Here is a 22,475-nt window from a genome sequence, read left to right on the forward strand (position 1 = left end):
GCGCGCCGCCCTATCAGGCCGGCTCGAGCAGCCCGAGCGCGGTGGCACCCGCGATCTTCGCCTTATCCTCGTCGCTCGCACGGATCTCGTCGACGAAATCGATCGGATCGAACATGGCGGCCGGATAGTCTCCCCCCATGACCACCCGATCGAGGCCGACGCGCTCGATGAGCAATTCGAGGGTGCGGGCATCATATGTGCAGCTATCATAGTAGAAATCGCGCAGATATTCGCTCGGCATCTTGGTCAGGTTCTTCGCGGTGAACGGCTTGTCCGTCACGTTGCGGTCGAGCCGGCCCATATAATGGGGCATATAGCCCCCTCCATGCGCCATGACGATGCGGAGCCCCGGAAAGCGGTCCAGCACGCCTTCGTACATGAGCGAGGTCATGACCCGGACTTCCTCGATTGACTGGCCGATCGAATTCCACATCGCATAGTCCTGGAACCACATGTCCCGCACACCATCGGGGTGGATGAAGACGACCAGCCGGTTCTCGGCGATATAGCTCCACAGATCGCCGTAGCGCTCATGGCCGAGATAGAAGCCGCGATAGTTGGCGGGCAACTGGATCACGCGGAAGCCCATCGGCCGGCAGCGTTCCAGTTCCGCCAAGCACATGGCCATATCCCCGAGCGGCGGCGATATGGTGCCGGCGAAACGGTCGGGATGGCGCTCCACCCAGCGCAGGCACTCGTCGTTCACCAAGGCACTCAGGCGCGCCTCCTCATCCGGCGATGCCCAGCTCCGGCTCTGAACGGCATCCGCGGAGGTGAGCACGTTCATGTCGATGCCGCGCGCATCCATATCCTCGAGCTGAAGCGCCGGATCGAACATCTTGTGGACCCATCCCAGATCGCCCGGAACCGGATTCTTGCCGAAGCAGGTCGCGACGCTGTGCGACTGCGACGCATCGAACGCATCTCGCTGCAGGAAATGGGTGTGCATATCGACGCATTTGTCGCAGTGGCAGCGAAAGCGGTTGGCAACCGAAACAGACATTCCCCATCCTTGCTATTTATTTCTCGTCGGCGCGCAAATCCGAATTGCGGTTCTGAGGCCGAGCGCGACCGGTGTATCAGCTGTCCGTCAAAGATGTAGCCGCAAGCCGTTCGGCATTGCGCACAATTCGTCCGTGACCAGCACCGCTCGAGATATATTCAATGGTCGGATTGAGGTGGTGCCGGAATATTGGACAGGGTGTTAAGCTAATCCCGACCTGAGGAATGGACGGGAATGAAGACGACGAGAAAGCGGTATTCACCGGAGTTCAAGGTGAAGGTGGCGCTGGAAGCGATCCGTGGAGATCTGACGCTGGCGGAGCTGGCGGCCAAGCATGGCATCCACCACACGATGATCGCGACGTGGAAGCGCCAGGCGATCGGGGGATGTCGGCGACATTCTCCGGGGCGGGTGAGGCAGCCAAAGCTTCCAGTGAGGCCGATCTGGACCGGCTGCACGCGAAGATCGGGCAGTTGGTGGTGGAACGGGATTTTTTAGCGAAGGCCTTCGGTCGATGAGCGTGGACCGGAGACGGTCGATGGTCGAACCTGCTCACCAGCGTCTGTCGATCTCGACGCAATGCCGGCTTCTGTCGATCAGCCGGTCGTCCTATTACTATGCGCCGGTCCCCGAGACGGAAGAGACGCTGGCGCTGATGCGGGTGATCGACGCGGCGTTTCTCGACATGCCCTGGTATGGCAGCCGCCAGATGGTCCGCCATTTGCGGCGCGACGGTCATGATGTCGGTCGTCGGCGTGTACGGCGGCTGATGGCGAAGATGGGCCTGGCGCCGATTTACCAGCGCCCTCGGACCAGCGATCCGCATCCTTCGCACAGGATTTACCCCTATCTGCTGCGCAAGCTGGCGATCGAGCGGCCCAACCATGTCTGGTGCGCCGACATCACCTATCTCCCGATGCGGCGAGGCTTCCTGTACCTGGTGGCGATCATGGACTGGGCGACCCGCAAGGTGCTGGCGTGGAAGCTGTCCAATACGATGGATGCCGGCTTCTGCGTCGATGCCTTGAAGGAAGCGCTGGCGCGCTTCGGGAAGCCTGGGATCTTCAACACGGATCAAGGCAGCCAATTCACGAGCTTCGACTTCACCGCCGTCCTGCGGGATGCCGAAATCCGCATCAGCATGGATGGCCGGGGCCGCTGGATGGACGATGTCTTCATCGAGCGGCTGTGGCGGTCGTTGAAATATGAATGCGTCTATCTCAACGCCTTTGAAACCCGCTCGGAGCTGAGGACTGGTCTCGGCAGGTGGATCACCTATTACAACACCCAGCGACCGCACTCGGGCCTGGCCGGGAGAACCCCGGCTGAGGCCTATGGGCGGATCGACGCTTCGTCACATGGGGGGCATGCCCCCCATGTGACGATGACCAAAATGGCGGCATAATGAACCGCGCCGGGTTTGTCGGAGGCTCCAACTCTTGAGTAGATGGAGCCGATATGAGCAAGACAACGAACAGATTTGCGCCGGAAGTACGCGAGCGAGCGATCCGGATGGTGCTGGATCACGAGCGGGATTACCCATCGCGCTGGGCCGCGGTGGTATCGATTGCCGAGAAGATCGGCTGCTCACCGCCGACGCTGCATGAGTGGGTAAAGAAGGCTGAGGTCGACAGCGGTAAGCGGGCGGGTGTCCCAACCGAAGTTGCCGACAGGGTGAAGGCACTGGAACGCGAGGTTCGCGAACTGCGGCAGGCCAATGAGATTCTCCGCAAGGCATCGGCATATTTTGCTCAGGCGGAGCTCGACCGCCCGTTCCGGCGATGATCGCGTTCATTGACGATCACCGCGATGCCTATGGGGTCGAGCCGATCTGCCGCGTCCTGCCGATCGCCCCATCCACCTATCATGAGCGCGTCGCGCAGCGACAGGATCCGACACGCCTGTCGGCGCGGGCGCAGCGGGATGTGGCTCTCAAGCCGGAGATCGCGCGCGTGTTCGCCGAGAACTTCGCGGTCTACGGCGTGCGCAAGGTCTGGCGGCAGATGATGCGGGAGGGCTTTCCAGTCGCCCGCTGTACGGTCGCTCGGCTTATGCGCGAGATGGGCCTGGCAGGGGTGATCCGGGGCAAGCCCGTGCGCACCACGATCAGCGACAAGGCTGCACCGTGCCCGCTCGATCACGTCAACCGCCGCTTCTACGCGCCAGCGCCGAACATGCTGTGGGTGTTGGACTTTACCTACGTCGCGACGTGGGCGGGATTCGTCTACGTCGCCTTCGTCATTGATACCTATGCTCGGCGGATTGTCGGCTGGCGGGCCAGCAGGACGGCGCATGCCAGCTTCGTCCTCGATGCCCTGGAACAGGCGCTTCACGATCGACGGCCGATTCATCGGGGCGGCCTCATCCATCATAGCGATCGAGGCTCGCAATACGTCTCCATTAAATACACCGAGCGCCTCGCCGAAGCCGGGATTGAGCCATCGGTCGGCAGCGTCGGCGACAGCTATGACAACGCTTTGGCCGAGACGATCAACGGCCTCTACAAAGCCGAGGTGATCCACAGGCGCGGACCATGGCGCAGCTTCGAAGCAGTGGAGTACGCTACCCTCGAATGGGTCGACTGGTTCAACCATCGCCGGCTGCTGGAGCCCATCGGCAACATCCCGCCTGCCGAAGCCGAAGATCAATATTATGCTGCCGCAGACAACATCGATATGGCAGCGTGACTCACAACCCAACGCCTCCGGCAGACCCGGCGCGGTTCAATCAGCATATCCCGAGCATCAGTAGATTGACGTCCCAACAGAACTGACCTGCTCGCTTCGCCCGAACGCACGGGCAAGACTGGTCGTCGCCTTTGCGAGAAGACCCACGTCCGAACCTACACTGACAAAACGACAGCCGGCATTCAGCGCGCGCCTCGCGATCACCTCATTCGCCGCCAAAGTTCCTACCGGCTTTCCGACTTCGTTCGCCGCAGCGACTACCGTTTCAAACGCCGATTGAACGGTTGGGTGATCGGGCTTTCCGAGATGACCTAGACTGGCAGCGAGATCGGAGAGACCTACAAAAAGCGCATCGATCCCATCCGTTGCTGCGATTTCCTGCACGTTCTGCACGGCCGCAGCTGTCTCGATCTGAGCAATGATACAGAGCCCGTGCATAGCCGTTTCCAGATACGCGGGCTGTCGATTCCAGCCGGACGCTCTGGCTAGAGCGCTGCCGACGCCGCGGATGCCAGCGGGCGGATAGCGGGTAGCAGCGACGACTTGCCTTGCATGGTCTTCCGTTTCTACCATCGGAATGAGCAATGTCTGCGTACCGATATCAAGCAGTTGCTTGATCAAATTGGCGTCGCCGGACAGCGGACGGACCACAGGCTCAGCGGATGTCCCTGCTATTGCTTGCAATTGCGCCAAGATACTTCGTAGGTCGTTGGGCGCGTGCTCGCCGTCAACCACTACCCAATCGAAGCCGGCGCTCGCGCACAGCTCGGCCGTATAGGGATTGGCCAACCCCAACCATAATCCGATCTGCGCGTCGGCAGAACCCAATCGGTCCTTGAAGCGGTTGGTCACGATGCGTTTCCCGCGAAGCGGCAACTCATCGCGCCGAGTGGGCCATAATCGACATGGAAACTATCGCCGGGGCGGGCTTGGACAGGGCGTGTGAACGATCCGCCGAGGATGACCTGACCAGGCTCCAATGCGACGCCGAACGGCGCGAGCTTATTGGCGAGCCACGCCACACCGTTCGCCGGATGGTTGAGCACCGCCGCGGCGACGCCCGATTCCTCAATGACCCCGTTCCGATAGCAGATCGCCGAAACCCAACGCAGGTCAAGCGCATCCGGTCTGATCGGGCGCCCACCCATCACCACGCCGGCATTAGCGGCATTGTCGGAAATCGTGTCGACGACTTTCCGGGTCGTCCCTTTTTCCCGGTCGATCTGCTCGATGCGAGCATCGATGATCTCCAGCGCGGGAATGACATAGGCCGTGGCGTCGAGCACATCAAAAATCGTGCAGGACGGTCCCGCCAGCCGCTTTTCTAGGATGAAGGCCAGCTCAACTTCGAGCCTCGGCACGATAAAGCGGGCAAAGGGAATCTCGGCCCCATCATCGAAGAACATGTCGTCGAGAAGGACACCATAATCGGGCTCGCTGATGTTCGACGAATATTGCATCGCCTTGGACGTCAGGCCGATCTTGTGGCCGCGAATGGAACGGCCCGCGGCAAGCTTCAGATCCACCCAGGCCTGCTGGATCGCATAGGCATCGGTGATCTCGATGCCGGGATATAGGCGAGAGAATTGTTCAATCTGCCGGCCGCTGCGTTCCGCCTCGTCGAGCCTGAAGGCCGCCGCCCGAATGAGATCCGAGTTCAGCACGATGCCATCTCCCTGATATGTGCGACGGTGGTTGGCCCAAGCGAGATGAGCTTGAGGTTCTGATAATCGTCGAGCCCGTAGCGCGACCCTTCCCGGCCATAGCCAGACTGCTTGATCCCGCCGAAAGGCGCCTCCTCGGTCGATATCGCGACCTGATTGATCCCGACCATTCCGGCTTCGAGCGTCTCTCCCAACCGCCATATCCGATCGGCATCGCGGGTGAAGGCATAGGCGGCGAGCCCGAAGCAACTATCGTTCGCGATGCGGATCGCCTCGACCTCGTCGGCGAAGCGCTGCAATGCGACCACCGGCCCGAACGTCTCTTCCCGTGCGATCATCATTTCGGGGGTGACATCCGCCACCAGGGTCGGCTGGTAGAAGCAACCCCGCGCCTGTCCGCCACACAGCAACCGCGCTCCCCGCGCCAAGGCATCCGAGAGCTGACGATCGATCTTCTCCACGGCGGCGGCGCTGATGAGCGGCCCTATGTCGCTCATCGGATCGTTGGCCGGCCCCGCCACCAGCCGCCGGATCCGCTCAGCCAGGCGCGCCACGAATCCGTCGTAGATCGAGGCCTGGACCAGAACCCGGTTTGGCGACACGCAGGTCTGCCCAGCATTGCGGAATTTGGCGGCGATCAGTCCGTCCAGAGCATGGTCCAAGTCCGCATCCTCGAAGATCAGGAAAGGCGCATTGCCGCCAAGCTCCAGCGAGAGTCGCTTGAGGTCCGCGCTCGCGAGTTCCGCCAGATGCCGTCCGGTAGCCGAGGAGCCGGTGAAGCTCAATTTGCGTACGCGCGTATCGACGATCCAGGCGCCCACGATCGCCGCAGATGCTTCCCGGTCGCCGGTCACCACAGTCAGAAGTCCGCTACCGAGCCCGGTCCTTTCAGCGATCACCGCAATGGCCAAGGCCGATAGCGGCGTTTCCGGAGCTGGCTTCAGCAACACCGGGCAGCCTGCGGCCAGCGCGGGTGCGATTTTTCGCAGCGGCATGGAAAATGGGAAGTTCCAGGGGGTGACGGCGGCGACGATGCCCACCGGCTCGCGGCAGATATGCATCCGGCCGCCTGCGAACCGATCGGGAATAAGATCGCCATAGGCCCGGCGCGCCTCCTCGGCGAACCAATGCAGATAGGCGATACCTTGATCGACCTCCGCGCGGCTCTCTCGCCAGGGCTTGCCCTGTTCGAGCGAGATTAGGCGGGAAAGGTGCTCCGCCTCATTCTGCAGCCCGGCCGCGAAGCTCCGCAGGGCGCTGGCGCGCGCCGCCGGCCCGATTTCGCGCCACGCGTCGAAAGCCTGTGCCGCCGCGTCGATGGCACGCCGCGCTTCCAGTTCGCCTTGTGCGGGAGCGTGGCCAACGCAATTCCCGGAGGCGGGATCGTAGACCGGAAAGGAGGAAACAGGATCTGCCAATGTCACTTCCATTTGATTCGTTATACATATTATTAGAGTATCTAATTATCTGAACCAGATCATATATTCCGATTGACTTATTATCTGATAAGCGAAGATATCTGGCTCATGGCAAAGAAGACCCTTCCCGGCGCCAGGCGCCATCGCGACCTTGAAATCCACTCCCCACAGCGCAGCGCCGACCAGGCAATGAGCCCGGTCCTGCGGCTGCTGGGGGAACGTGCCGAAGACGGCGCTGATCTGGAGGCTAGCCGGCTCGGGCTGTTGATGCTCTGGCTTGCCGACGACATCATCCGCGCGGTGAACAAGCAGCTCGAAGCGTTCGACATCTCGGAAAAGAAGCTCGACGTGCTGATGATCTTCGCCGCACAGGTAGGGCTTGATGCAGACAGCATGGAACGGCGTCCGGAAGCCATGCTGCAAACTCCAACCGGGATCGCCGAATATTTCGGTATTACCCGGGCGACCGCGACGGGCCTGCTAGATTGGTTGGAAAAACGCAATCTGGTCGAACGGACCCGGCACCCCACCGACCGACGCAGCACCCCCATCGAAATAACGCCGGCAGGACGGCATCTCGTCGACGAGGCGGTGCCGACCTTTCTCCAGGCCTGCACCGGCTTGGCGGCTAACCTGACGGAGCGCGATCGCAAGGATTTGAGCCGCGTGCTGGACAAGGTCTGGTCCCAATTGAAAGCGCAAGCCGAAGATTGAGGCGCCGGCCCGGCCGGCGCCTCGCCCTCATCCGATCAGAAGTTGAGCCGGACCGTCGCGCCATAGGTGCGCGGCGGCGCGTAGCGCGGCATGTTGGCGGTGGCCGCCGCCACATTATAGCGCGGGCTGTCAGGATTATAGGCTTCATCGAAGCTGTAGGCCAGGAAACGGAAATCCTGTCCGTAGGTAACGATGTTCTCGTCGGTCAGGTTTTTCCCCCAGATCGTGAACTGCCATTTTTCATTGGCGGTCCGATAAGAGATCGAGCCGTTGACGAGGCCCTTGACCCGCGATGTGAAGGCGGGGTCGGGGTTGATCTCGAGCTGATATTTGCTCTTGTACTGGAAATCCCCGGCCAGACTGAGTTCGCCGCCGCCCGGCAATTCATGGGCATAGCTGGCGCTCAGGTTGAGGCTATGCCGTGGGGTCTGTCCGGGGGCCTGGCCGTCGGGGATCTCGGCCTGCACCGGGAACCCGCGCACATGGCCGACCTGATAGCTGTAGTTGGCCGAAAGCGTCAGACCATCCGCCACGATCAGCACCGCTTCGGCCTCGACGCCGCGGACACGGGCCTTGCCCGCGTTGCTGACGACCAGATCACCTGTGGTCCCATCGGTGAAGCTGAACTGGAGGTTCCGGTAATTGGCCTGGAAGAAAGCCAGATTCAGCTGGGCGCGATTGTCGAGGAAGCGGCTTTTGAGGCCGGCTTCATAGTTCCAGACATATTCGGGCTCGATCGGAACAGCGGCGGTCGTCGCATCAGCCTCAAGCTGAAAGGCGCCGCTGCGATACCCCTTCGAAACCGTCGCATAGACCAGCCACTCCTCTCGCGGCTTCCAGTCGATCGTTATTTTCGGGGTGAAAGCCGTCCAGCTCTTGCTCAGTCGGCCAACTCGGTAGCCGCCCGCGGTACCTTCGAACCCACCGGGCACGGCGACGGGGTTGAAGATGAAATCCAGATCCCCGCGCGTGAAGCCGCGTGCGGTCTTTCGATCGCGCGTCACGCGCGCGCCGGCCGTCAGCCGCACCGTATCGATCAGTTCGTAGGTTCCCTGCAGATAAGCCGCATAGCTGTAGACCTTCGAGCTCTGGAAAGTGTTGACGGAATTGGGGTCGAACAGGTCCGGCCGCGATGCCACGCAACCCGGTACGGCGAAGTTGAGCTCATCGCCTTGCAGAGGGCAGAATGTCGCGGCCTGCAGGGCACCGGCGAAGGTCGTCGGATCGTATCGCGTCCGAAATTGCTCGTCCCGCCGATCCTTCTGATACAGGAAGTAGAGCCCCCCGACATAGGTCAGCCGTTCCCCGCTGGGTGAAATCCAGCGCAGCTCCTGGGTGAACTGGTCCAGCTTGCGGGGTTCACCCACGCTCACCGTCAAGACCGGCAGGCCCAGCAAGTCCGTCGGCGTCTGATTGATCCTGGCACGGCGATAACCGCTGATGGAGCTCAGCGTCCCCGCGCCCACTTCAGCCTCGACCTTGACGCTGCCCCCCCAACTGGTGCTGTCGAAGGAGCCGTTGTCGAACTGGTCGACCAAGCGACGCTGACGATCCGGCACATATCCGACTGCCCGTAAGCCTGCGGCGCTCGGCGGGGCACCAAGGAAGTCGCGCGCTTCGTTCGTCTCGCTTTTACGGCTGTAGTCGCCGGAGATGAGGACTGTGAGATCGTCCCGTCCCACCCACTTGATCTTGCCGCGCAGCGACATGCGGTTGGTGGTGTCGACAGCCCGGCCTACCGTACGGTTGAATGAGGTGCCGGCCTGGTTTGTCCCCGTAAAGGCGAGCGACCCCAGCCAATGCTCGCTATCGTCGAGCGCGCTGGTGACGAAACCCCGCGCCTGGATCAGATCATAATTGCCGGCGCTGACTTCCACCGACCCCTCGGGCGCGGCCTTCGGATCACGGGTCACAACGGCTATGCTCCCGCCGGTCGAGTTGCGACCGAACAACGTCCCCTGTGGCCCACGGAGAACCTCGACCCGCTCGATGTCGAACAGGTCGACCTCGAAATCTCCGGCCGAACCATAATAAATGTCGTCAACAAACAAGGCCACGGCATTGTCCGCGCCCGGCGCCGACAGCGAACTAGAACCGCCGCGCAAGGCCGGATTGGTGCGCGAGCGCGACAAGCTGTTAATACTGAAACCCGGAATCTTGGTGACCAGATCGCCGAAGTTCTGAACCCGGGCCCGCTCCATCGTCGCTCCCGTAAGAGCGGTGACCGCAATAGGCGTATCCTGCAATTTGCCTGCACGGCGTTGCGCCGTGACGACGATTTCTTCCAGCCCCACCGCGCGGTCGGCTCCCGCGGAGCCCTCCTGCGGATTGGCGGTTTCCTGAGCCTGGGCTGCAGCCAGCGGCAGCGCAAGGCTCCATGCCAGGGCGCCCATGCCGGCCAGCGCGGCGACAGATCGATAGCTTCTCATGACCCTCTCCTGAAAGGACGGAGCCGCACAGCCCTTATCGGCTTTAACGGCTTCTTTTGATACGTTAAACATATACTACGCTACTCGTATTATCAGTCAAACAAAGACCTTCGTCGACATCGTCAAGGTCGATAATCAGATTCTGATGGGACTTACGCCACGTTCCCACTCGGCAAGCGTCACCTGCGGCACGCGAAAGCCGTCGGAGGTCCTGGAATACCATCCGCCACCCTGCATCCGCCCGATAAGCCCAAGCCGCCCGGTATCGAGGTGGCCCCGGTCGACATCGAGCACGACATCATCGGCGATATGCACAACCAGCAGTTCGGCAATCAGGATCGACCGGGCATGGCCGATCGCGATCGTCTGGATCAGCCGGCATTCGAAAGCGACCGGGCTCATCGCGATTCTCGGTACCTCGATCGATCGTGATGGCAGCGTCTCCAGGCCGAAGACGGCCAGTTCGTCGACATCTTCCGGAAAATCTATCGCGGTCCCGGTCATCGCCACCGCGCAGTCTTCGTTGACCAGATTGACCACGAACTCACCCGTCGCGGCGATATTGCGCGCAGTGTCTTTCGGCGCCCCTCCTCGCTCGCCGATGCCGAGGCAAAGGATCGGGGGCGTGCCGCTCATCAGATTGAAGAAGGAAAACGGCGCCGCATTGAGCCGCCCATCTTCGTTCCGCGACGTCACCCATGCGATCGGCCGCGGGACGACGAGACCGGTAAGGAGATTGTAGCGCGCCTTGGGTGCCATTGCGGACAGATCGATTTCCATCGTCACCCTCCTGCCATTGCCGACAGGCCCGTGCCCCGGTCATCAGCGCGGTGCGACGAGGCCTTTACGGGCGGGCGCCGCAATTCCGGTTCGATACGTGACAGGAAGGCAAGATCGAGCGTCATGCCCGGATATCCATCGACGTGCCCCCGCGCCTCGCACCGCCGCGCTCCATCGCCCGTTTCCAGCCGACAGGAGGCATTGCGCCAGCCAAGGCCATCTGGACTGATCGCGACCAAATAGTCGCCCGGTGGCGGCAACAGCCGCTCGTCGCCGAGAAGCTCCAGCGACAGATCGGCTGCGCCGATCCGGTCGATGCGGGCGGGAAGCTGCCAGGGGCGTCCCAGCGCCGCAGAGACCCGGCCAACCCGCCCATCGGCGAGATAGCGGCGGGCCCGGCTCGATGAATATTGCTCACCGCCATCGCACAATTTCGGCACGATTTCGGCGCTGAAACCGAACCGCGGCCCCAACCGGCGCAGGATAGGCGCCGTGCCCCTCCGTTCCTTTCCGAAAGAGAAATCCTTTCCGACGACGACGTGGCGAGCGCGCAGTTCCCGGCCGAGCGTGTCGCGCAGAAATGAAACAGCCGACTGACCCGCCCGCGCCTCGTCGAAGCGCAGGACGACTACGAAATCGCATCCGGCCGCGACGAGCCGTGCCAGCTTCTCTTCCGGGGAGCATAGATGGAACGCCGGCTGGTCGGGCTCGAAGAACTGGCGAGGGTGCGGTTCGAACGTCACCGCGCCGACAGGGCCGCCATGGCACTTCGCTGCTTCGATCAATGCGCGATGCCCCAGATGCACACCGTCAAAATTGCCCAGGACCAGTGTTGCCCCGCCGATATCCGATGAGCCTATCTTGCTATGGTGGACGATCTTCATGGTCATCCCCTTCAGCTCAACGCTCGATAGCCGCCGGTGAAATGCAGCAGCGGCGCGCTATCTTCCCAGGCCAGCCGACGCACGCGCCCGAGAAACAGGCTGTGATCGCCGCAAGGATATTGGGCCGACACGTCGGCCACGATCCAGGCGACCGCATCCGGAAGTACCGGGACAGCGTCATGGATGGCGAATTCCGGTTCGTAGCCAGCCTGTGGCTGGCCGCCGAAATGTCGGCTCCGCTTTTCATGCTCAAGGCCTAGGATACTGACACCGAACCGGCCACCCGCCTCGATGAGATCGTGGATCCGGGCCGATCGCGCGATCGAGATGACAATAAGCGGCGGTTCAAGCGAACCCGACATGAAGGCGCTGGCAGTCATCCCATGGATGCGATCGCCGTCCAGCGTCGAAATCACCGTCACCCCGCTTGCAAAGCGCGAAAGCACCTGCCGGAACCGTGCTGGGCCCGCCTCCCCACCGGCGGGTGGGGAGGCGGTAAGCGCTGTCCGGGAGGACTGCTCAGCGCTTCGGGAAGACATGGAAGTCGTCATTATTGACCAGGTCGGGGGCGACCCAGCCCCGCTCGTCATATTCCGCCATGCAACGGTCAGCGAAGGCCTTGAGTTCAGCGGCACGACCGGTGGCATTGGCAACCAGTAATGGGTCCACTTTTTGCTGCTCGTAGCTCCCCGAATAGTTGAGCTCGTACAACTCGTGACGCGTTCCGAATTCGCTGCCGATCGCATCCCACAGGAGCTTCAGCGTCTTGACCCGCTCCAGCGAACCGATGCCGTTGGAGCCACGAACATATTTATCGAGATAAGGCCGCAGTTCGGGGTTCAGGAAATCCTGCGATGTGGATGGGAGATAGACCAGGCCGCTGGCGACGATCTTCCCGATCAGGCTCTTTATCCGCGAATAGGAGTCGGCGGCGACCGTTCGATAGGCAAGCGCCGATTCCACGTTGGGCAACACGTATCCGCCCACCCAGGGCTCGGCCGATCGCGCCATGGCGTCGGACAGGCCCCACATCACGTGACGCAGGCCCAGCGCTTCGCCGACCGCGGCCTGGACGCCGCGAAAATCCTTCGTGCCGGTGATCTCCACCGCCTTAAGGAAGAGACCGCATATGAAGTCCAGCTTCACCGCCAACCGTGTGCAGCCATGCAGCAGCGTACGGCCCAGAAAGCCGGACTGCGAGATGAACTTGTTCGACATCTCGGCACCGTACATGAGCACATCCTCCCAAGGGATGAGCACCTTGTCGAAGATGAGGATGGAGTCGTTTTCATCCATCCGACTGGACAGAGGGTGGTCGAATGGGCTCCCGGTCGCACCGGAGACATATTCATAAGAGCCCCGGCAGATGATCTTCACCCCGGGCGCATTGGTGCGCACCATGAAGATCGGCGAGAACTTCTTGAGGTTGTGGACGACATTATAGTGGGCGACGAAGGTATAGTGGGTGAGCGCAGCCCCCGTCGCCACAACCTTGGCGCCGCTGACGATCAGGCCGGCGTCGGTTTCCCGCTCCACGCGGACGAAGACGTCGGAATCCTCATTGGCGATATTGCGATCGACCGGAGGATGAACGATCGCGTGATTGATATAGGGCACCCGCTGGCGCGCATAATCATACCAGCGGTCGGCGTTGGCCTGATATTCGCCATATAGACCACTGTTGCAGGCGAGGGTCCCGACCCACGCAGCCTTATAGTCGGGCGTACGGCCCATCCAGCCATAGGTCATCCGCGCCCATTCCGCGATCGCATCGCGCGAAGCGACCTGCTCCTCGACCGAGCGCGGCGCCTGAAAAAAACGATGCGTTCGGATTTCGGGATTGTTGTCGATCGGGATCGTCATCAAATCCCGCTTCGAGGGATCGTGCAGTGCGTCGTAGATCCGCGCGGTCATCCGGGCCGCGTTGCGGAAGGCGGGGTGCTCCGCGACATTCCCGACCCGCTCGCCATAGATCCACACCTCGCGTCCATCGTCGAGGCTCTCGAGATATTCCTTGCCGGTATAAGGGCCGACGCCAGACGGGGCGGACATGGCCGGCCGTGGCGCATCGATGCGCATATCAGACATGCTATTCTCCTGGTCGAAAGATTGCCGGTCACTCGACCGGCGAACGTCCTAGTTGCCGGCAGGTGCGGCGCGCTGCGACTTCCTGCAGCGGCAAAGCCCGACCTGATGAAGCTCGATCAGGTTGCCCGCGGGATCACGAATGAAGAGCTGCTTGAGATTGGGCGATGCGACATTGTCCAATGTGAAATAGTCCACGCGCAGCCGCTGGAGCTCCTCCTCCGCGGCAAGAATATCGGAAACCGCCAGAGCGATATGATTTTCGACCGGATCCTTGCCGGGTCCCTTGCTGTAAGGCGAAGGGCCGTCACTACCCAGCAGATGGATCTGATTGTCGCTAGGAACATCCAGGAAATAGCCATGGATGCCGGGGATATGCCAGCGACCGGCATCCTGTGTCAGGGCCAGAACGTCGCGGTAAAAGTCTCGCGCCTCATCCGCCTTATCATTCCCCATGCCCAAGCCGATGTGGTGAAGCTCGACAACGTCAACTGCCATGACTTACTCTCCTATTCGATACACAGATATTACGATATACGTATTATATGTCAATCGGATCTTTTGTGCCCATATTCTGGGGCGTTATCGTGCCGTCCTGGCGTTAAAATGCTGCGGACCTGCGTCGAGGCGGGAACTTTGATAGCGCTCCCACATCTGCGGTCATCATTGCGCGATTCTCTCAGCGAGAGCGGCAATCCCATTCACCATAACTGACCAATTTTATTGGGCCCATCCTTGATCACCATCTCGGCCGACGGAGGAAACCGGTTAACCGGCAGGAGCAGATGGGTCTGTACGGCCTTGCCATCGGCGCGCATGAGCCCCGCGAAAACATAGTCTAGCGAATAGGAGCGGTTGATCCGCACCGCCCAGAACTGCCCCCGCTTTTCGGATTGATGCCGAACGAGCGTCGTGGCAAATGCAATCGAGTGGTTCACCCTAAACAGCCCCGGTACGGTGTCGGTGCTCACTGAGAGGCCCTGACGCCTGAGACCGTTGGCGACCTTGCGGGCGAAAGCTCGCGCCTCTTCAAAGAGAGAAGGGCTTTCCGGCGCCGGCCCGAGATGCCGCTGAAAATATCCTACCTTGTGATAGGCGGCATCGAGGCTGCCGAACCTCTTCTGATAGGTCTGGGTATCCGGCCCGGTCGTCGCCATGATCAAGCGTGAGCATAGCCGCCCATGCTCTGATAGGATTCGGCGTAGCTGATCCAGCAGCTCCGCATCGGACAGGCGGTTGACGCGCCTATTGTGGCGCACCGACTGCGCCTTGTTGAAGGTGGCCCTATCGATCAGCGGCGTAAACGCCTTCGCTTTCCGCACCCACTGATCCTCGGGAACGGCATAGGATCGTTGGTCTAGACGCGATTACCGGCGATTATATACCGCCGTCCCGATGTAGATTTCCGACATCAACAACCTACGCACGATCTCACGCGTCCACACCCCACCCGTGACGGAGGCAACGCCCTGGTCATTCAGGCGGGTGGCAATTTGCTTGTCTGAAAGCCCTCCGTAGGCGGACCAGCGAAATATCCGTTTGACGGTTGCCACCTCGTCAGGAGGGCCTGGGATGAGAATCACGCGATCGGTGCCCGAGATTTTGTACTCGCGGTGCTTCAATATCATCCGAGGAGCACCGTGCTGATCGATCAGCAGGCGCCGCAACCCGTAGGTCGCAGCACCGCCCATCTTGAATCCCATGGCGGCGAGGCGGCATTGCGCGGAGAAGACGCGATCGGACAGATCACGGCTGAACTCGCCGGCCATCACCCGTTTCAGGCTCTTCATGACCGCCGCCGTCAGGCTACCGTCATTCTCGAAGGTCTCTGCGCAAGTGGACGGCGACCCCCGCGCGCCGGCACAGGAACTCGTAATGCGCTCCCTCGTCCGTATCCTGGAAGCGGCCCCACCGGCTGACGTCGTAGACGAGGATCGCCTGGAAATCCCGATCGTCGGATAGCACGTCGGCGAGCAGCCGCTGCAATCCCTCCCGCCCCTTGAGATGCAACCCACTCTTGCCCTCGTCGGCATAGGTTCGAACGATCTCGAAGCCGTGCATGAGCGCGTAAGCACCAATCCGGTCGGCCTGGCGGGCGGTCGAATAGACCTGCCGCTCCGTCGACATCCTCACATATTGCACCGCCTGGATAGCCTTTTTGTCGGGCATGGAATCCTCCTCGCCCGAACGGCCGGACGAACCTCAGGCAGCAAGGCCAAGCGCCTCCACCTTGGCGACGACCATAGCCTTTGCAATCGCGGCGAGGGTCTCGATCGACCAGCTGCCAGCCTTGGACGCTACACGCTTTACCGATCTCCAGACGACGGGATCGCGGATGGCGTCGAGGAAATCATAGCCTTCCCAGGTTAGCCGGATACACACCCACGGCTGCCGGCCAGTTCGATCGGGGAAGTAGGTTTTCAGGAAGCCCTTCTCGACGAGAAGGCGGGCATGGAAATGCACGGCCTCATCCGGATAGCCCCCGATGTCCGGGATCCGCAGCACCTCGCAGCGATCATCCTTCTCGATGGCCAGCAGGATCGCGCGGATCAAATCGGAATTGCGTCGCATCTATTCCTTCTTCCCCATAGAAAGCGATCGGTGATCGAGGAGCGGGAAATCTGGGCCTGTGCCCATCAGGTTATGCGCCAATATAGCGACGTGGCATGGTTTCACGCGGCGCAGCGCGCCGATGAATTGCTGGCCGGCGGCGACCAGGAGGGATGCAGGACCTGGACCCGCATCCTGAAGCGGATCGAAGAGTTGGAAAATCTCGAACCCGAGGGCGGCTTGCAGTAAGCAGATGGCGGTCAGGCTTGATGCTGACCGCCTTACCCTGTCAGATCAGCGGCAGCTGCTCACCCTTGTCAGCTTTCATGAAGAAACAGGCACGGGCAGCCTCGATACAGCGCCGATAATGGATCGTCCCATATTGCTCGGCTTGGTCAAAACCAACCGGCGCCAGCTCATCCGTCGGATAGACGGCATCATAAACAGCGCGGGCGGCCGCCCGCAAACGCAGGTCGTGCTGCATTCACGCTTTCCCAAAGAACGACTCAGTGAAATCTGCATAGAACAAAATGGGAACAAAATCAAGCATTATCACATCACGCTATTCGCCCGCGGGAGTGTAAGGTGACCTCGTATGCCGGCATCGCCTCCGGATGCTCCGCCTCGATGCTTCCACGAATTCTGCAGAGGCATCGCTCGTCAAAGTGGCTCAGGTGGCTTCAGGCGGGCTTCCTCGCCCGGGAAAAACGGCCGCGACATCCTTCACTCAGTAGGGATGAGATTGCTTGGCGCCGAGACGGGATCATTTCGGCCTGACACCGCTTTAGAAGAAGGATTGCCCATGGGCCGCATTCAGACCGCCGCGCTGGACTTCTCCTTGGCGCATACGTTGCTTGTCGAGACCATCCCTAATCCGACGTTGTATCTGCCTTTCAGGGAGGGAGCCGCATGCGGCCCGAATGTGTTCAGCAGCAGATATCAATTCGGTCGATACACCTTCAAACATCGTCGCTTGGAAGATTCTCATGTATCCATCCGCTGCCGAGACTTGGTCTCGACGAGGACCGAAATGAAGCGACCGAAGCAAAAAATCAATTGAGATAACCGGGCTATGGCCTATCTTTTTCTTGGCCTCGTTCGACAATTGGTCGAATAGATTCCAAGCTGCGCTATCCAGACTTACAATCCAGCTGCGGTAGCCTAGGGCGCTCTGCGCTCTTGTATTTTTTCTCTGGACAAGCACCGAGAGGTAGTTCTCAATATCGTGTTCGGCCAACCGGAAACTATTAATCGGTGAAGCGGAGTCAGCCCGACGTCGCTCCTGCGCGTTATGCCAATATTCTTTCACCTCCTGTACGACATTCGCGTCGAGATCTTCAGTAGAAAGAGGCTCGGCCTCCCCGATCTTAGCAAGATCAGCGAAGAAATCTGCGAGGTCATCTACCGGGCGATGATCACCCATGAAATTCTCTAGCCAGCTGGAAAACTTATCCGGCCGCTTCCCAGCGAGAATATACCGCTGATAGACGTAAGGAACTCTTCCTTCCCATTCTTGGCGCTTAGAGACATACATTCGGCAACGTGACAAATGCCTTTCCACTTCCTCCAATATTCCGCGGGTTATAACAGCTGTTTGACCAGACCGACCGAGCTGGATCATCATATTGGTGAAGGGTCGTTCGTCGGCCGGGCATGCGTATTCGGCAATCAGCGGCAGCAGAACGGATGTATCTAACCAAAAGGTGGCATTTGAAAACAATTTTTTCGTGACCTTTTGGACATCTGGCACCTCTTCCAAAAAGGCAAAGAGCGTGTAGCCAGTGGAAAGAGCCCGGAAGAGTTCGGTCGTGTTCGCCGAGGGAGTAGCAAGTACGCTTAGCGTTACCCTGTACAGATAGTCGACCCAACTCTCCTTGGGCAGAGACACACCCTTCGGAGCAACCTCTAAGATTGCGTTCTTCAACTGATCATGGTGGAGTGGTATTTCCGCGTCGCTGGCAACGGATTGAGCAAACTCCTCGCCTAAGCGATACAAATAAACTTCGATGCCTCGCCGAACCAAGGCAGCGATCTGCTCGCATTTGGTGGAATCGCCCTTGTGATATTCCTCACTAATGTCACTGATGTCACTGACAAAGGCGTCGCCGAGGAGTGCTAATCCAGCGAGGCGATCTTTGGTCCGTTCGGCCTCTTCGAAACTAAGGTGATACTGATCATTCGGATGCCTCTTCAGGATCCTCTTACTCATCCGCTCAAGAGCGCCATCGATAAAGTGAGCTAGTTGCTGCGGGCTATGGCGCGGCAGAAATGCCTGGATCCGCCGATGAATCTCTCCTCGGGGTACCTTTTGCTTGTCGTCTGAACCTTGCAAGGCGGCGCGGACAAGCGACTCAAAGCATGCCTTTGTAAGACCCTTTGCGGTGTCTTCATCGCGCGCCTGTAACTCGAGAAAGACCAGTGCTGTCTTTGCCTCTTGCCCAACTAGCGGTGAGCTGGCGTTGATCACACCGCGTTCAGCCAGAATCGGATCCACAACGGCGCGTGCAATCGCGGTTGCGGCATCCCGCCGCTGATCATCTAATTGCATTCGATCGAGGAACCAGCCCCGATCTCTGATGTCCAGACTGATGCCTTTTTCGCGGAGCCGCTTGGTTAATTCATCGCCCTGTGCTCCAATCTCCTGACTGCTAAGAAATACGAGTGCCGTGACATCGGGGAATGTTTCGCCCAACCGATCCAATGTATCGCGAATCTTTGCCCGCCAATCCTTTTGAACGGAATATTGGACCATCACGCGAGGCGCCTCATCAAAGCTATATAGCTCTGCGTCTCGGCCCCCATCGCCACCGGCAGAAGCCATGGTTCGCAGCCCCGTGAATTCGGTTGCGAGAAAGGCGGAGCAGAGTTGCTCGAAGCGGTACCAGTCACCGCTGCGTAGCAGACTCAGCGCATAATCGAACCGTTCTCGAGAAATGCTCATTCGCTCACACCCTCCGTCCTTGGTAGTTTAGCGACACGAGACGGGAGCCGCTAGCTGCGACTGCAATCGCCAAGGCGCACCTTAACCACGTCCGGAATGGGGAAGCTAATCGTGAGAGGGGGCAGAGATTGAGGCGCGAAACTGACGTATCAGTTGCACACGCTCGCCCGACACCACACATGCAGCGCGATGACAAGAGACGACACTGGCACCAAAATCGCCCACGTAGTGCAGCATGTGCCCGAATGGCTGCGACAAGATCTCATTTCGAAGGATCCGGCCGTCCGCAGCCGAGCCGAGGAAACCTTGGTCGCGATGATCACCGCTGCTCTGAAAGAATGAGAAGTCGAGCTTTCCCAATGCACTATCCGCTCGACTGTTGGTCGAAACGGAGCATTGGTCGTCTTGTGAGTCGCGGACGCCGATAGCCCGCGACGCTAACCCGGCAGGCTAGTCCGCCGGGCTTCAGGTGGTGGAAGCGGCGCTGGTGCCGCTCCTTGAAAAAGGAACCACCCCATGGCCCTCAAGCCCGATCTCGAAGACCTGCAGCTCATCCTGCTGACCTCCGCCGCAAAGACCGAAGGCGGGTCCATCCTGCCGGCACCGGCGCATATTGCCCAGTACGACATCCATGTCCGGGAGGCGGTTAGCCTCCTCGTTGATCGCGGACTCGCCGACGAGGTCAATGTCGACGAGCCGGAGATGAGCTATCGCGCCGACGATGAGAATATGTTCGGCGCCACCATCAACGACGCTGGTCGCGATACCGCCGAGATCAGCGGCCCCGCACCCGATCATCCCGAGATGAAGCCATCCCGCCCCGGCCGCAAGCCGGTGAAGAAGGCCGCCGCCAAGGCACTTCCTCCCTCTCCTGCCGCCACCTCGGTCCCAAAAGAGCCCGGCGGCAAGCAGGCCAAGGTCATCCAAATGCTCAACCGCAAGTCGGGCGCATCGCTCGATCAGATCGTGGAAGCAACCGGCTGGCTCGCGCACTCGGCGCGCGCGGTGCTGAGCGGCCTGCGCAAGAAGGGCTATAAGGTCGACCGCGCGACGACGCCGAAGGGCAGCGTCTACCGCATCACGAAAGCCGACTGATGAGCAATAAGCTCGACCAGCGTCTGGCTGCGCTGGCGACGATGTCGCCGGCGCAGCTCCGTGAGGAATGGCTATCCACCTTCGACGAAGAGGCACCCGATGTACCGCCCTCGCTGCTCTGCAGGGTCTTGGCCTATCGGCTGCAGGAAGAATCTCTCGGCGGCCTTTCCGTGCAGGCCCAGCGCATGCTCGTCATTGTCGCCGACGGGGTGACGCCGCTTCCCGAACCCGAGATCCGGCTGAAACCGGGGTCCCGCCTGCTGCGCGAGTGGAACGGCAAACTTCATACAGTCATGGTCGATGAGGATGGCTTCGACTTCAACGGCCAGCGTTTTGCGTCGCTGTCCCATGTCGCGCGCGAAATCACGGGCGCTCATTGGTCGGGTCCGCGGTTCTTCGGCCTGAAACGAAGACAGCCGCCTCCGTCGAGAGGAGCAGCGGCTCGTGGCTAAGCGCGGACCAAAGACGTTGAAGACGGCAGGCCCGACGGGAACCCGACAGGTCCGATGCGCGGTCTATACGCGCAAGTCCACCGACGAGGGCCTCGATCAGGCCTTCAACAGCCTCGATGCCCAGCGCGAGGCCTGCGCCGCCTATATCGCCAGTCAGGTCCATGAGGGATGGCAGCTTGATCCCACTCTCTATGATGATGGCGGCTATTCCGGCGGAACTATGGAACGCCCTGCCCTGAAGCGCCTGTTGGCCGACGTCGAGAGCGGTCGGATTCAGGTCATCGTCATCTACAAGGTCGACCGCCTGACCCGCGCCCTGTCGGACTTCGCTCGCATCGTCGAGGTTCTCGATCGCCAAGGCGCCAGCTTCGTCTCGGTGACCCAGGCCTTCAACACCACGACCAGCATGGGAAGGCTGACCCTTAACGTCCTTCTCTCCTTCGCCCAGTTCGAGCGCGAGGTCACCGGCGAGCGCATCCGCGACAAGATCGCGGCCTCGAAGAGGAAGGGCATGTGGATGGGTGGCCCCATCCCGATGGGCTATGATCTGGCTGACCGGAAGCTCCTCATCAACGAACAAGAGGCCGAGACCATCCGATACATGTTCACCCGGCATATCGAGTTGGGCTCGGTCCGCGATCTGGCGGAAGATCTCGAGGCGGAGGGCATCCGATCAAAGCTACGGACGATGAAAGACGGCCGGGTCACGGGCGGCAACTTCTACTCCGATGGTGCCCTTGCCTATCTCCTTCGCAACGTTCTCTACATCGGCAAAATTCGCCATGGCGACCAAGTCTTCGATGGCGAGCATGAACCGATCATCTCACAGGAGCTCTGGGACGCTAATCAGCTACTTTTCAACAAAGCCGCCAACCAGCCTCGCACCCGTAAGAGCCTCCCGAGCCCGCTCAAGGGCTTTCTTGGAGATGGCGTCGGTCGACCGATGCGGCCCGCCCATGGAAACAAGGGCAACCGCCGCTATCGCTATTATGTGTCGCAGGCCTCGACAGATAATGCCGAAGCCGCGTGGCGCATACCCGCGCCTGACCTTGAAGAGATGGTTCGGCGCGCTCTGTCCAGCTTCCTGCAGGACCCGCTAAGGCTATCAGCCACTCTGGGATCTGGTTTCAAATCTTACGAAGGGCTCGAGCAAACTTGCGCGAAGCTGGTAGATATGCTCGCCAGCGCGGGATCGTTCAGCCGACTGCTCTATGGGCTGGGCATACGCATCAATCTGCGGCTTGAGGCCATCTCCATCCTGATCGATGCTGGGAAGCTGATCGAGATGCTCGGTTGCGCCGGGCTGCCGTCTTCGGATGATCCCATCGAGATCGAGATCGACGTTCAGATGCGGCGGCGCGGGCATGAGCTGAAGCTGATATATGCCGCGCCCGAAGCAAGGCCGGCGATGCGCGATGATCGACTCATCCAGTTGCTCGGTCAGGGACGGATCGCCTATCGGCAGCTTCAGTCAGAAACGATGGCCGGCACGGCGAGATCGCATGCCGTAAGACTAGCTCGGCTCAACTTCCTGGCACCCGACATCGTCACCGCCATCCTGGAGGGGCGGCAGCCCGTCGAACTCACCACGCGCGCACTGCTGCGCGGTGAGCTTCCTATCGAATGGAGCGAACAACGAAGGTCTCTCGGCTTCGACTGAGGGCATCGATTTTCGATGTCGGGGCGCGCTTCGGGCGCGCCTTTTTTTGGCCAACACCAATCTCAGGACACGCTTTCGGCCTTTGGAGACCGAGGCGGAATTTCCGGAGAAAA

The 22,475-nt window shown here is 60.6% G+C and carries 23 protein-coding genes, 1 pseudogene and 1 other annotated feature; of the genes and pseudogenes, 8 read left to right on the top strand and 16 right to left on the bottom strand.

All coding sequences use genetic code 11. The features are described 5' to 3' along the window. Positions 1 to 13: 13 nt before the first annotated feature. Complete coding sequence (locus CMV14_RS14705; RefSeq protein WP_066962778.1) at positions 14 to 1,003, bottom strand: amidohydrolase family protein; 990 nt, start codon at positions 1,001 to 1,003, stop codon at positions 14 to 16. 234 nt (positions 1,004 to 1,237) lie between these two features. Between CMV14_RS14705 and CMV14_RS14710 the strand changes: the two are divergent. Together CMV14_RS14710 and CMV14_RS14715 are read left to right on the top strand one after the other, a co-directional pair. Then, positions 1,238 to 2,408: pseudogene (locus CMV14_RS14710) on the top strand (IS3 family transposase). A 53-nt stretch (positions 2,409 to 2,461) separates the two neighbouring features. Continuing rightward, positions 2,462 to 3,690 (top strand): IS3 family transposase gene (locus tag CMV14_RS14715; protein WP_096367752.1). Its coding sequence is split into 2 segments (ribosomal slippage): positions 2,462 to 2,750 and positions 2,750 to 3,690, totalling 1,230 coding nucleotides; the frame shifts between segments, so codons are not numbered across the junction. Next, positions 2,743 to 2,859: a sequence feature (AL1L pseudoknot), on the top strand. It overlaps the preceding gene by 117 nt. Before the next feature lie 57 nt (positions 3,691 to 3,747). Here CMV14_RS14715 and CMV14_RS14720 read toward each other — a convergent pair. From CMV14_RS14720 to CMV14_RS14730, 3 genes are read right to left on the bottom strand one after another with little or no spacing between them, the layout of a single operon-like run. Then, positions 3,748 to 4,542, bottom strand: coding sequence for an HpcH/HpaI aldolase family protein (locus CMV14_RS14720; RefSeq protein WP_238147047.1), 795 nt, complete (start codon positions 4,540 to 4,542; stop codon positions 3,748 to 3,750). Continuing rightward, entirely contained in the window at positions 4,539 to 5,357 is an 819-nt protein-coding gene (gene hpaH, locus CMV14_RS14725) for a 2-oxo-hept-4-ene-1,7-dioate hydratase (protein ID WP_202820918.1), read from the bottom strand. The genes CMV14_RS14720 and hpaH overlap by 4 nt, the downstream gene beginning before the upstream one ends. Then, the gene (locus tag CMV14_RS14730) at positions 5,348 to 6,772 is read right to left on the bottom strand and encodes an NAD-dependent succinate-semialdehyde dehydrogenase (protein ID WP_176489040.1); all 1,425 of its coding nucleotides are present in this window, start codon (positions 6,770 to 6,772) and stop codon (positions 5,348 to 5,350) included. The genes hpaH and CMV14_RS14730 overlap by 10 nt, the downstream gene beginning before the upstream one ends. Before the next feature lie 108 nt (positions 6,773 to 6,880). Here CMV14_RS14730 and CMV14_RS14735 point away from each other — a divergent pair, with 108 nt between their 5' ends. Beyond that, positions 6,881 to 7,486, top strand: a complete 606-nt coding sequence (locus tag CMV14_RS14735) for a MarR family winged helix-turn-helix transcriptional regulator (RefSeq protein ID WP_066963133.1) — start codon at positions 6,881 to 6,883, stop codon at positions 7,484 to 7,486. A gap of 35 nt (positions 7,487 to 7,521) precedes the next feature. Here the strand turns inward: CMV14_RS14735 and CMV14_RS14740 are convergent, their stop codons facing one another. The 10 genes from CMV14_RS14740 to CMV14_RS14785 form a co-directional block, all read right to left on the bottom strand. Beyond that, complete coding sequence (locus tag CMV14_RS14740) at positions 7,522 to 9,915, bottom strand: TonB-dependent receptor (protein WP_066962796.1); 2,394 nt, start codon at positions 9,913 to 9,915, stop codon at positions 7,522 to 7,524. Positions 9,916 to 10,050: 135 nt separating this feature from the next. After that, positions 10,051 to 10,695 (bottom strand): flavin reductase family protein, encoded by a 645-nt coding sequence (locus CMV14_RS14745; protein WP_066962799.1) that lies wholly within the window; start codon positions 10,693 to 10,695, stop codon positions 10,051 to 10,053. 2 nt (positions 10,696 to 10,697) lie between these two features. After that, on the bottom strand, positions 10,698 to 11,579 hold the full coding sequence (locus CMV14_RS14750; RefSeq protein ID WP_176489041.1) for an FAD synthetase family protein: 882 nt from the start codon (positions 11,577 to 11,579) through the stop codon (positions 10,698 to 10,700). Positions 11,580 to 11,590: 11 nt separating this feature from the next. Beyond that, positions 11,591 to 11,995, bottom strand: a complete 405-nt coding sequence (locus CMV14_RS14755; protein ID WP_202820853.1) for a flavin reductase family protein — start codon at positions 11,993 to 11,995, stop codon at positions 11,591 to 11,593. 103 nt (positions 11,996 to 12,098) lie between these two features. Further along, positions 12,099 to 13,667 (bottom strand): 4-hydroxyphenylacetate 3-hydroxylase family protein, encoded by a 1,569-nt coding sequence (locus CMV14_RS14760; RefSeq protein ID WP_083215832.1) that lies wholly within the window; start codon positions 13,665 to 13,667, stop codon positions 12,099 to 12,101. A gap of 48 nt (positions 13,668 to 13,715) precedes the next feature. After that, positions 13,716 to 14,162 (bottom strand): VOC family protein, encoded by a 447-nt coding sequence (locus CMV14_RS14765; protein ID WP_066962811.1) that lies wholly within the window; start codon positions 14,160 to 14,162, stop codon positions 13,716 to 13,718. Positions 14,163 to 14,365: 203 nt separating this feature from the next. Beyond that, entirely contained in the window at positions 14,366 to 14,986 is a 621-nt protein-coding gene (locus CMV14_RS14770; protein WP_066962814.1) for a homing endonuclease associated repeat-containing protein, read from the bottom strand. Between the two features lie 45 nt (positions 14,987 to 15,031). Continuing rightward, complete coding sequence (locus tag CMV14_RS14775) at positions 15,032 to 15,454, bottom strand: recombinase family protein (protein ID WP_066962817.1); 423 nt, start codon at positions 15,452 to 15,454, stop codon at positions 15,032 to 15,034. A 22-nt stretch (positions 15,455 to 15,476) separates the two neighbouring features. Beyond that, positions 15,477 to 15,833 carry a recombinase family protein gene (locus CMV14_RS14780; RefSeq protein WP_066962819.1) on the bottom strand — a complete coding sequence of 119 codons (357 nt, stop codon included), beginning with the start codon at positions 15,831 to 15,833 and terminating at the stop codon, positions 15,477 to 15,479. 33 nt (positions 15,834 to 15,866) lie between these two features. Further along, positions 15,867 to 16,235, bottom strand: a complete 369-nt coding sequence (locus tag CMV14_RS14785; protein WP_066962821.1) for a DUF2513 domain-containing protein — start codon at positions 16,233 to 16,235, stop codon at positions 15,867 to 15,869. A 30-nt stretch (positions 16,236 to 16,265) separates the two neighbouring features. On the opposite strand from CMV14_RS14785, the gene CMV14_RS14790 reads away from it, so the two are divergent. Next, positions 16,266 to 16,463: a DUF6961 family protein gene (locus CMV14_RS14790; RefSeq protein ID WP_066962824.1), complete on the top strand. Its 198-nt coding sequence runs from the start codon at positions 16,266 to 16,268 to the stop codon at positions 16,461 to 16,463. Positions 16,464 to 16,503: 40 nt separating this feature from the next. Here CMV14_RS14790 and CMV14_RS14795 read toward each other — a convergent pair whose 3' ends face one another. After that, positions 16,504 to 16,698 carry a hypothetical protein gene (locus CMV14_RS14795; RefSeq protein WP_066962827.1) on the bottom strand — a complete coding sequence of 65 codons (195 nt, stop codon included), beginning with the start codon at positions 16,696 to 16,698 and terminating at the stop codon, positions 16,504 to 16,506. A 300-nt stretch (positions 16,699 to 16,998) separates the two neighbouring features. Further along, positions 16,999 to 19,155: a hypothetical protein gene (locus CMV14_RS14800; protein ID WP_066962830.1), complete on the bottom strand. Its 2,157-nt coding sequence runs from the start codon at positions 19,153 to 19,155 to the stop codon at positions 16,999 to 17,001. Between the two features lie 189 nt (positions 19,156 to 19,344). On the opposite strand from CMV14_RS14800, the gene CMV14_RS26795 reads away from it, so the two are divergent. From CMV14_RS26795 to CMV14_RS14815, 4 genes are all read left to right on the top strand, one after another. After that, a complete protein-coding gene (locus CMV14_RS26795; protein WP_176489042.1) occupies positions 19,345 to 19,497 on the top strand; it encodes a hypothetical protein in 153 nt (50 codons plus the stop codon). 174 nt (positions 19,498 to 19,671) lie between these two features. Beyond that, positions 19,672 to 20,250, top strand: a complete 579-nt coding sequence (locus CMV14_RS27165; protein WP_066962833.1) for a DUF3489 domain-containing protein — start codon at positions 19,672 to 19,674, stop codon at positions 20,248 to 20,250. Continuing rightward, the gene (locus CMV14_RS14810; RefSeq protein ID WP_066962836.1) at positions 20,250 to 20,702 is read left to right on the top strand and encodes a DUF2924 domain-containing protein; all 453 of its coding nucleotides are present in this window, start codon (positions 20,250 to 20,252) and stop codon (positions 20,700 to 20,702) included. Before CMV14_RS27165 ends, CMV14_RS14810 begins: the two co-directional genes overlap by 1 nt. Before the next feature lie 16 nt (positions 20,703 to 20,718). Further along, positions 20,719 to 22,362, top strand: a complete 1,644-nt coding sequence (locus tag CMV14_RS14815) for a recombinase family protein (protein ID WP_066962839.1) — start codon at positions 20,719 to 20,721, stop codon at positions 22,360 to 22,362. The last annotated feature ends 113 nt before the right edge of the window (positions 22,363 to 22,475 follow it).

The sequence above is a fragment of the Rhizorhabdus dicambivorans genome, from assembly GCF_002355275.1.
GTDB classification, from domain to species: domain Bacteria; phylum Pseudomonadota; class Alphaproteobacteria; order Sphingomonadales; family Sphingomonadaceae; genus Rhizorhabdus; species Rhizorhabdus dicambivorans.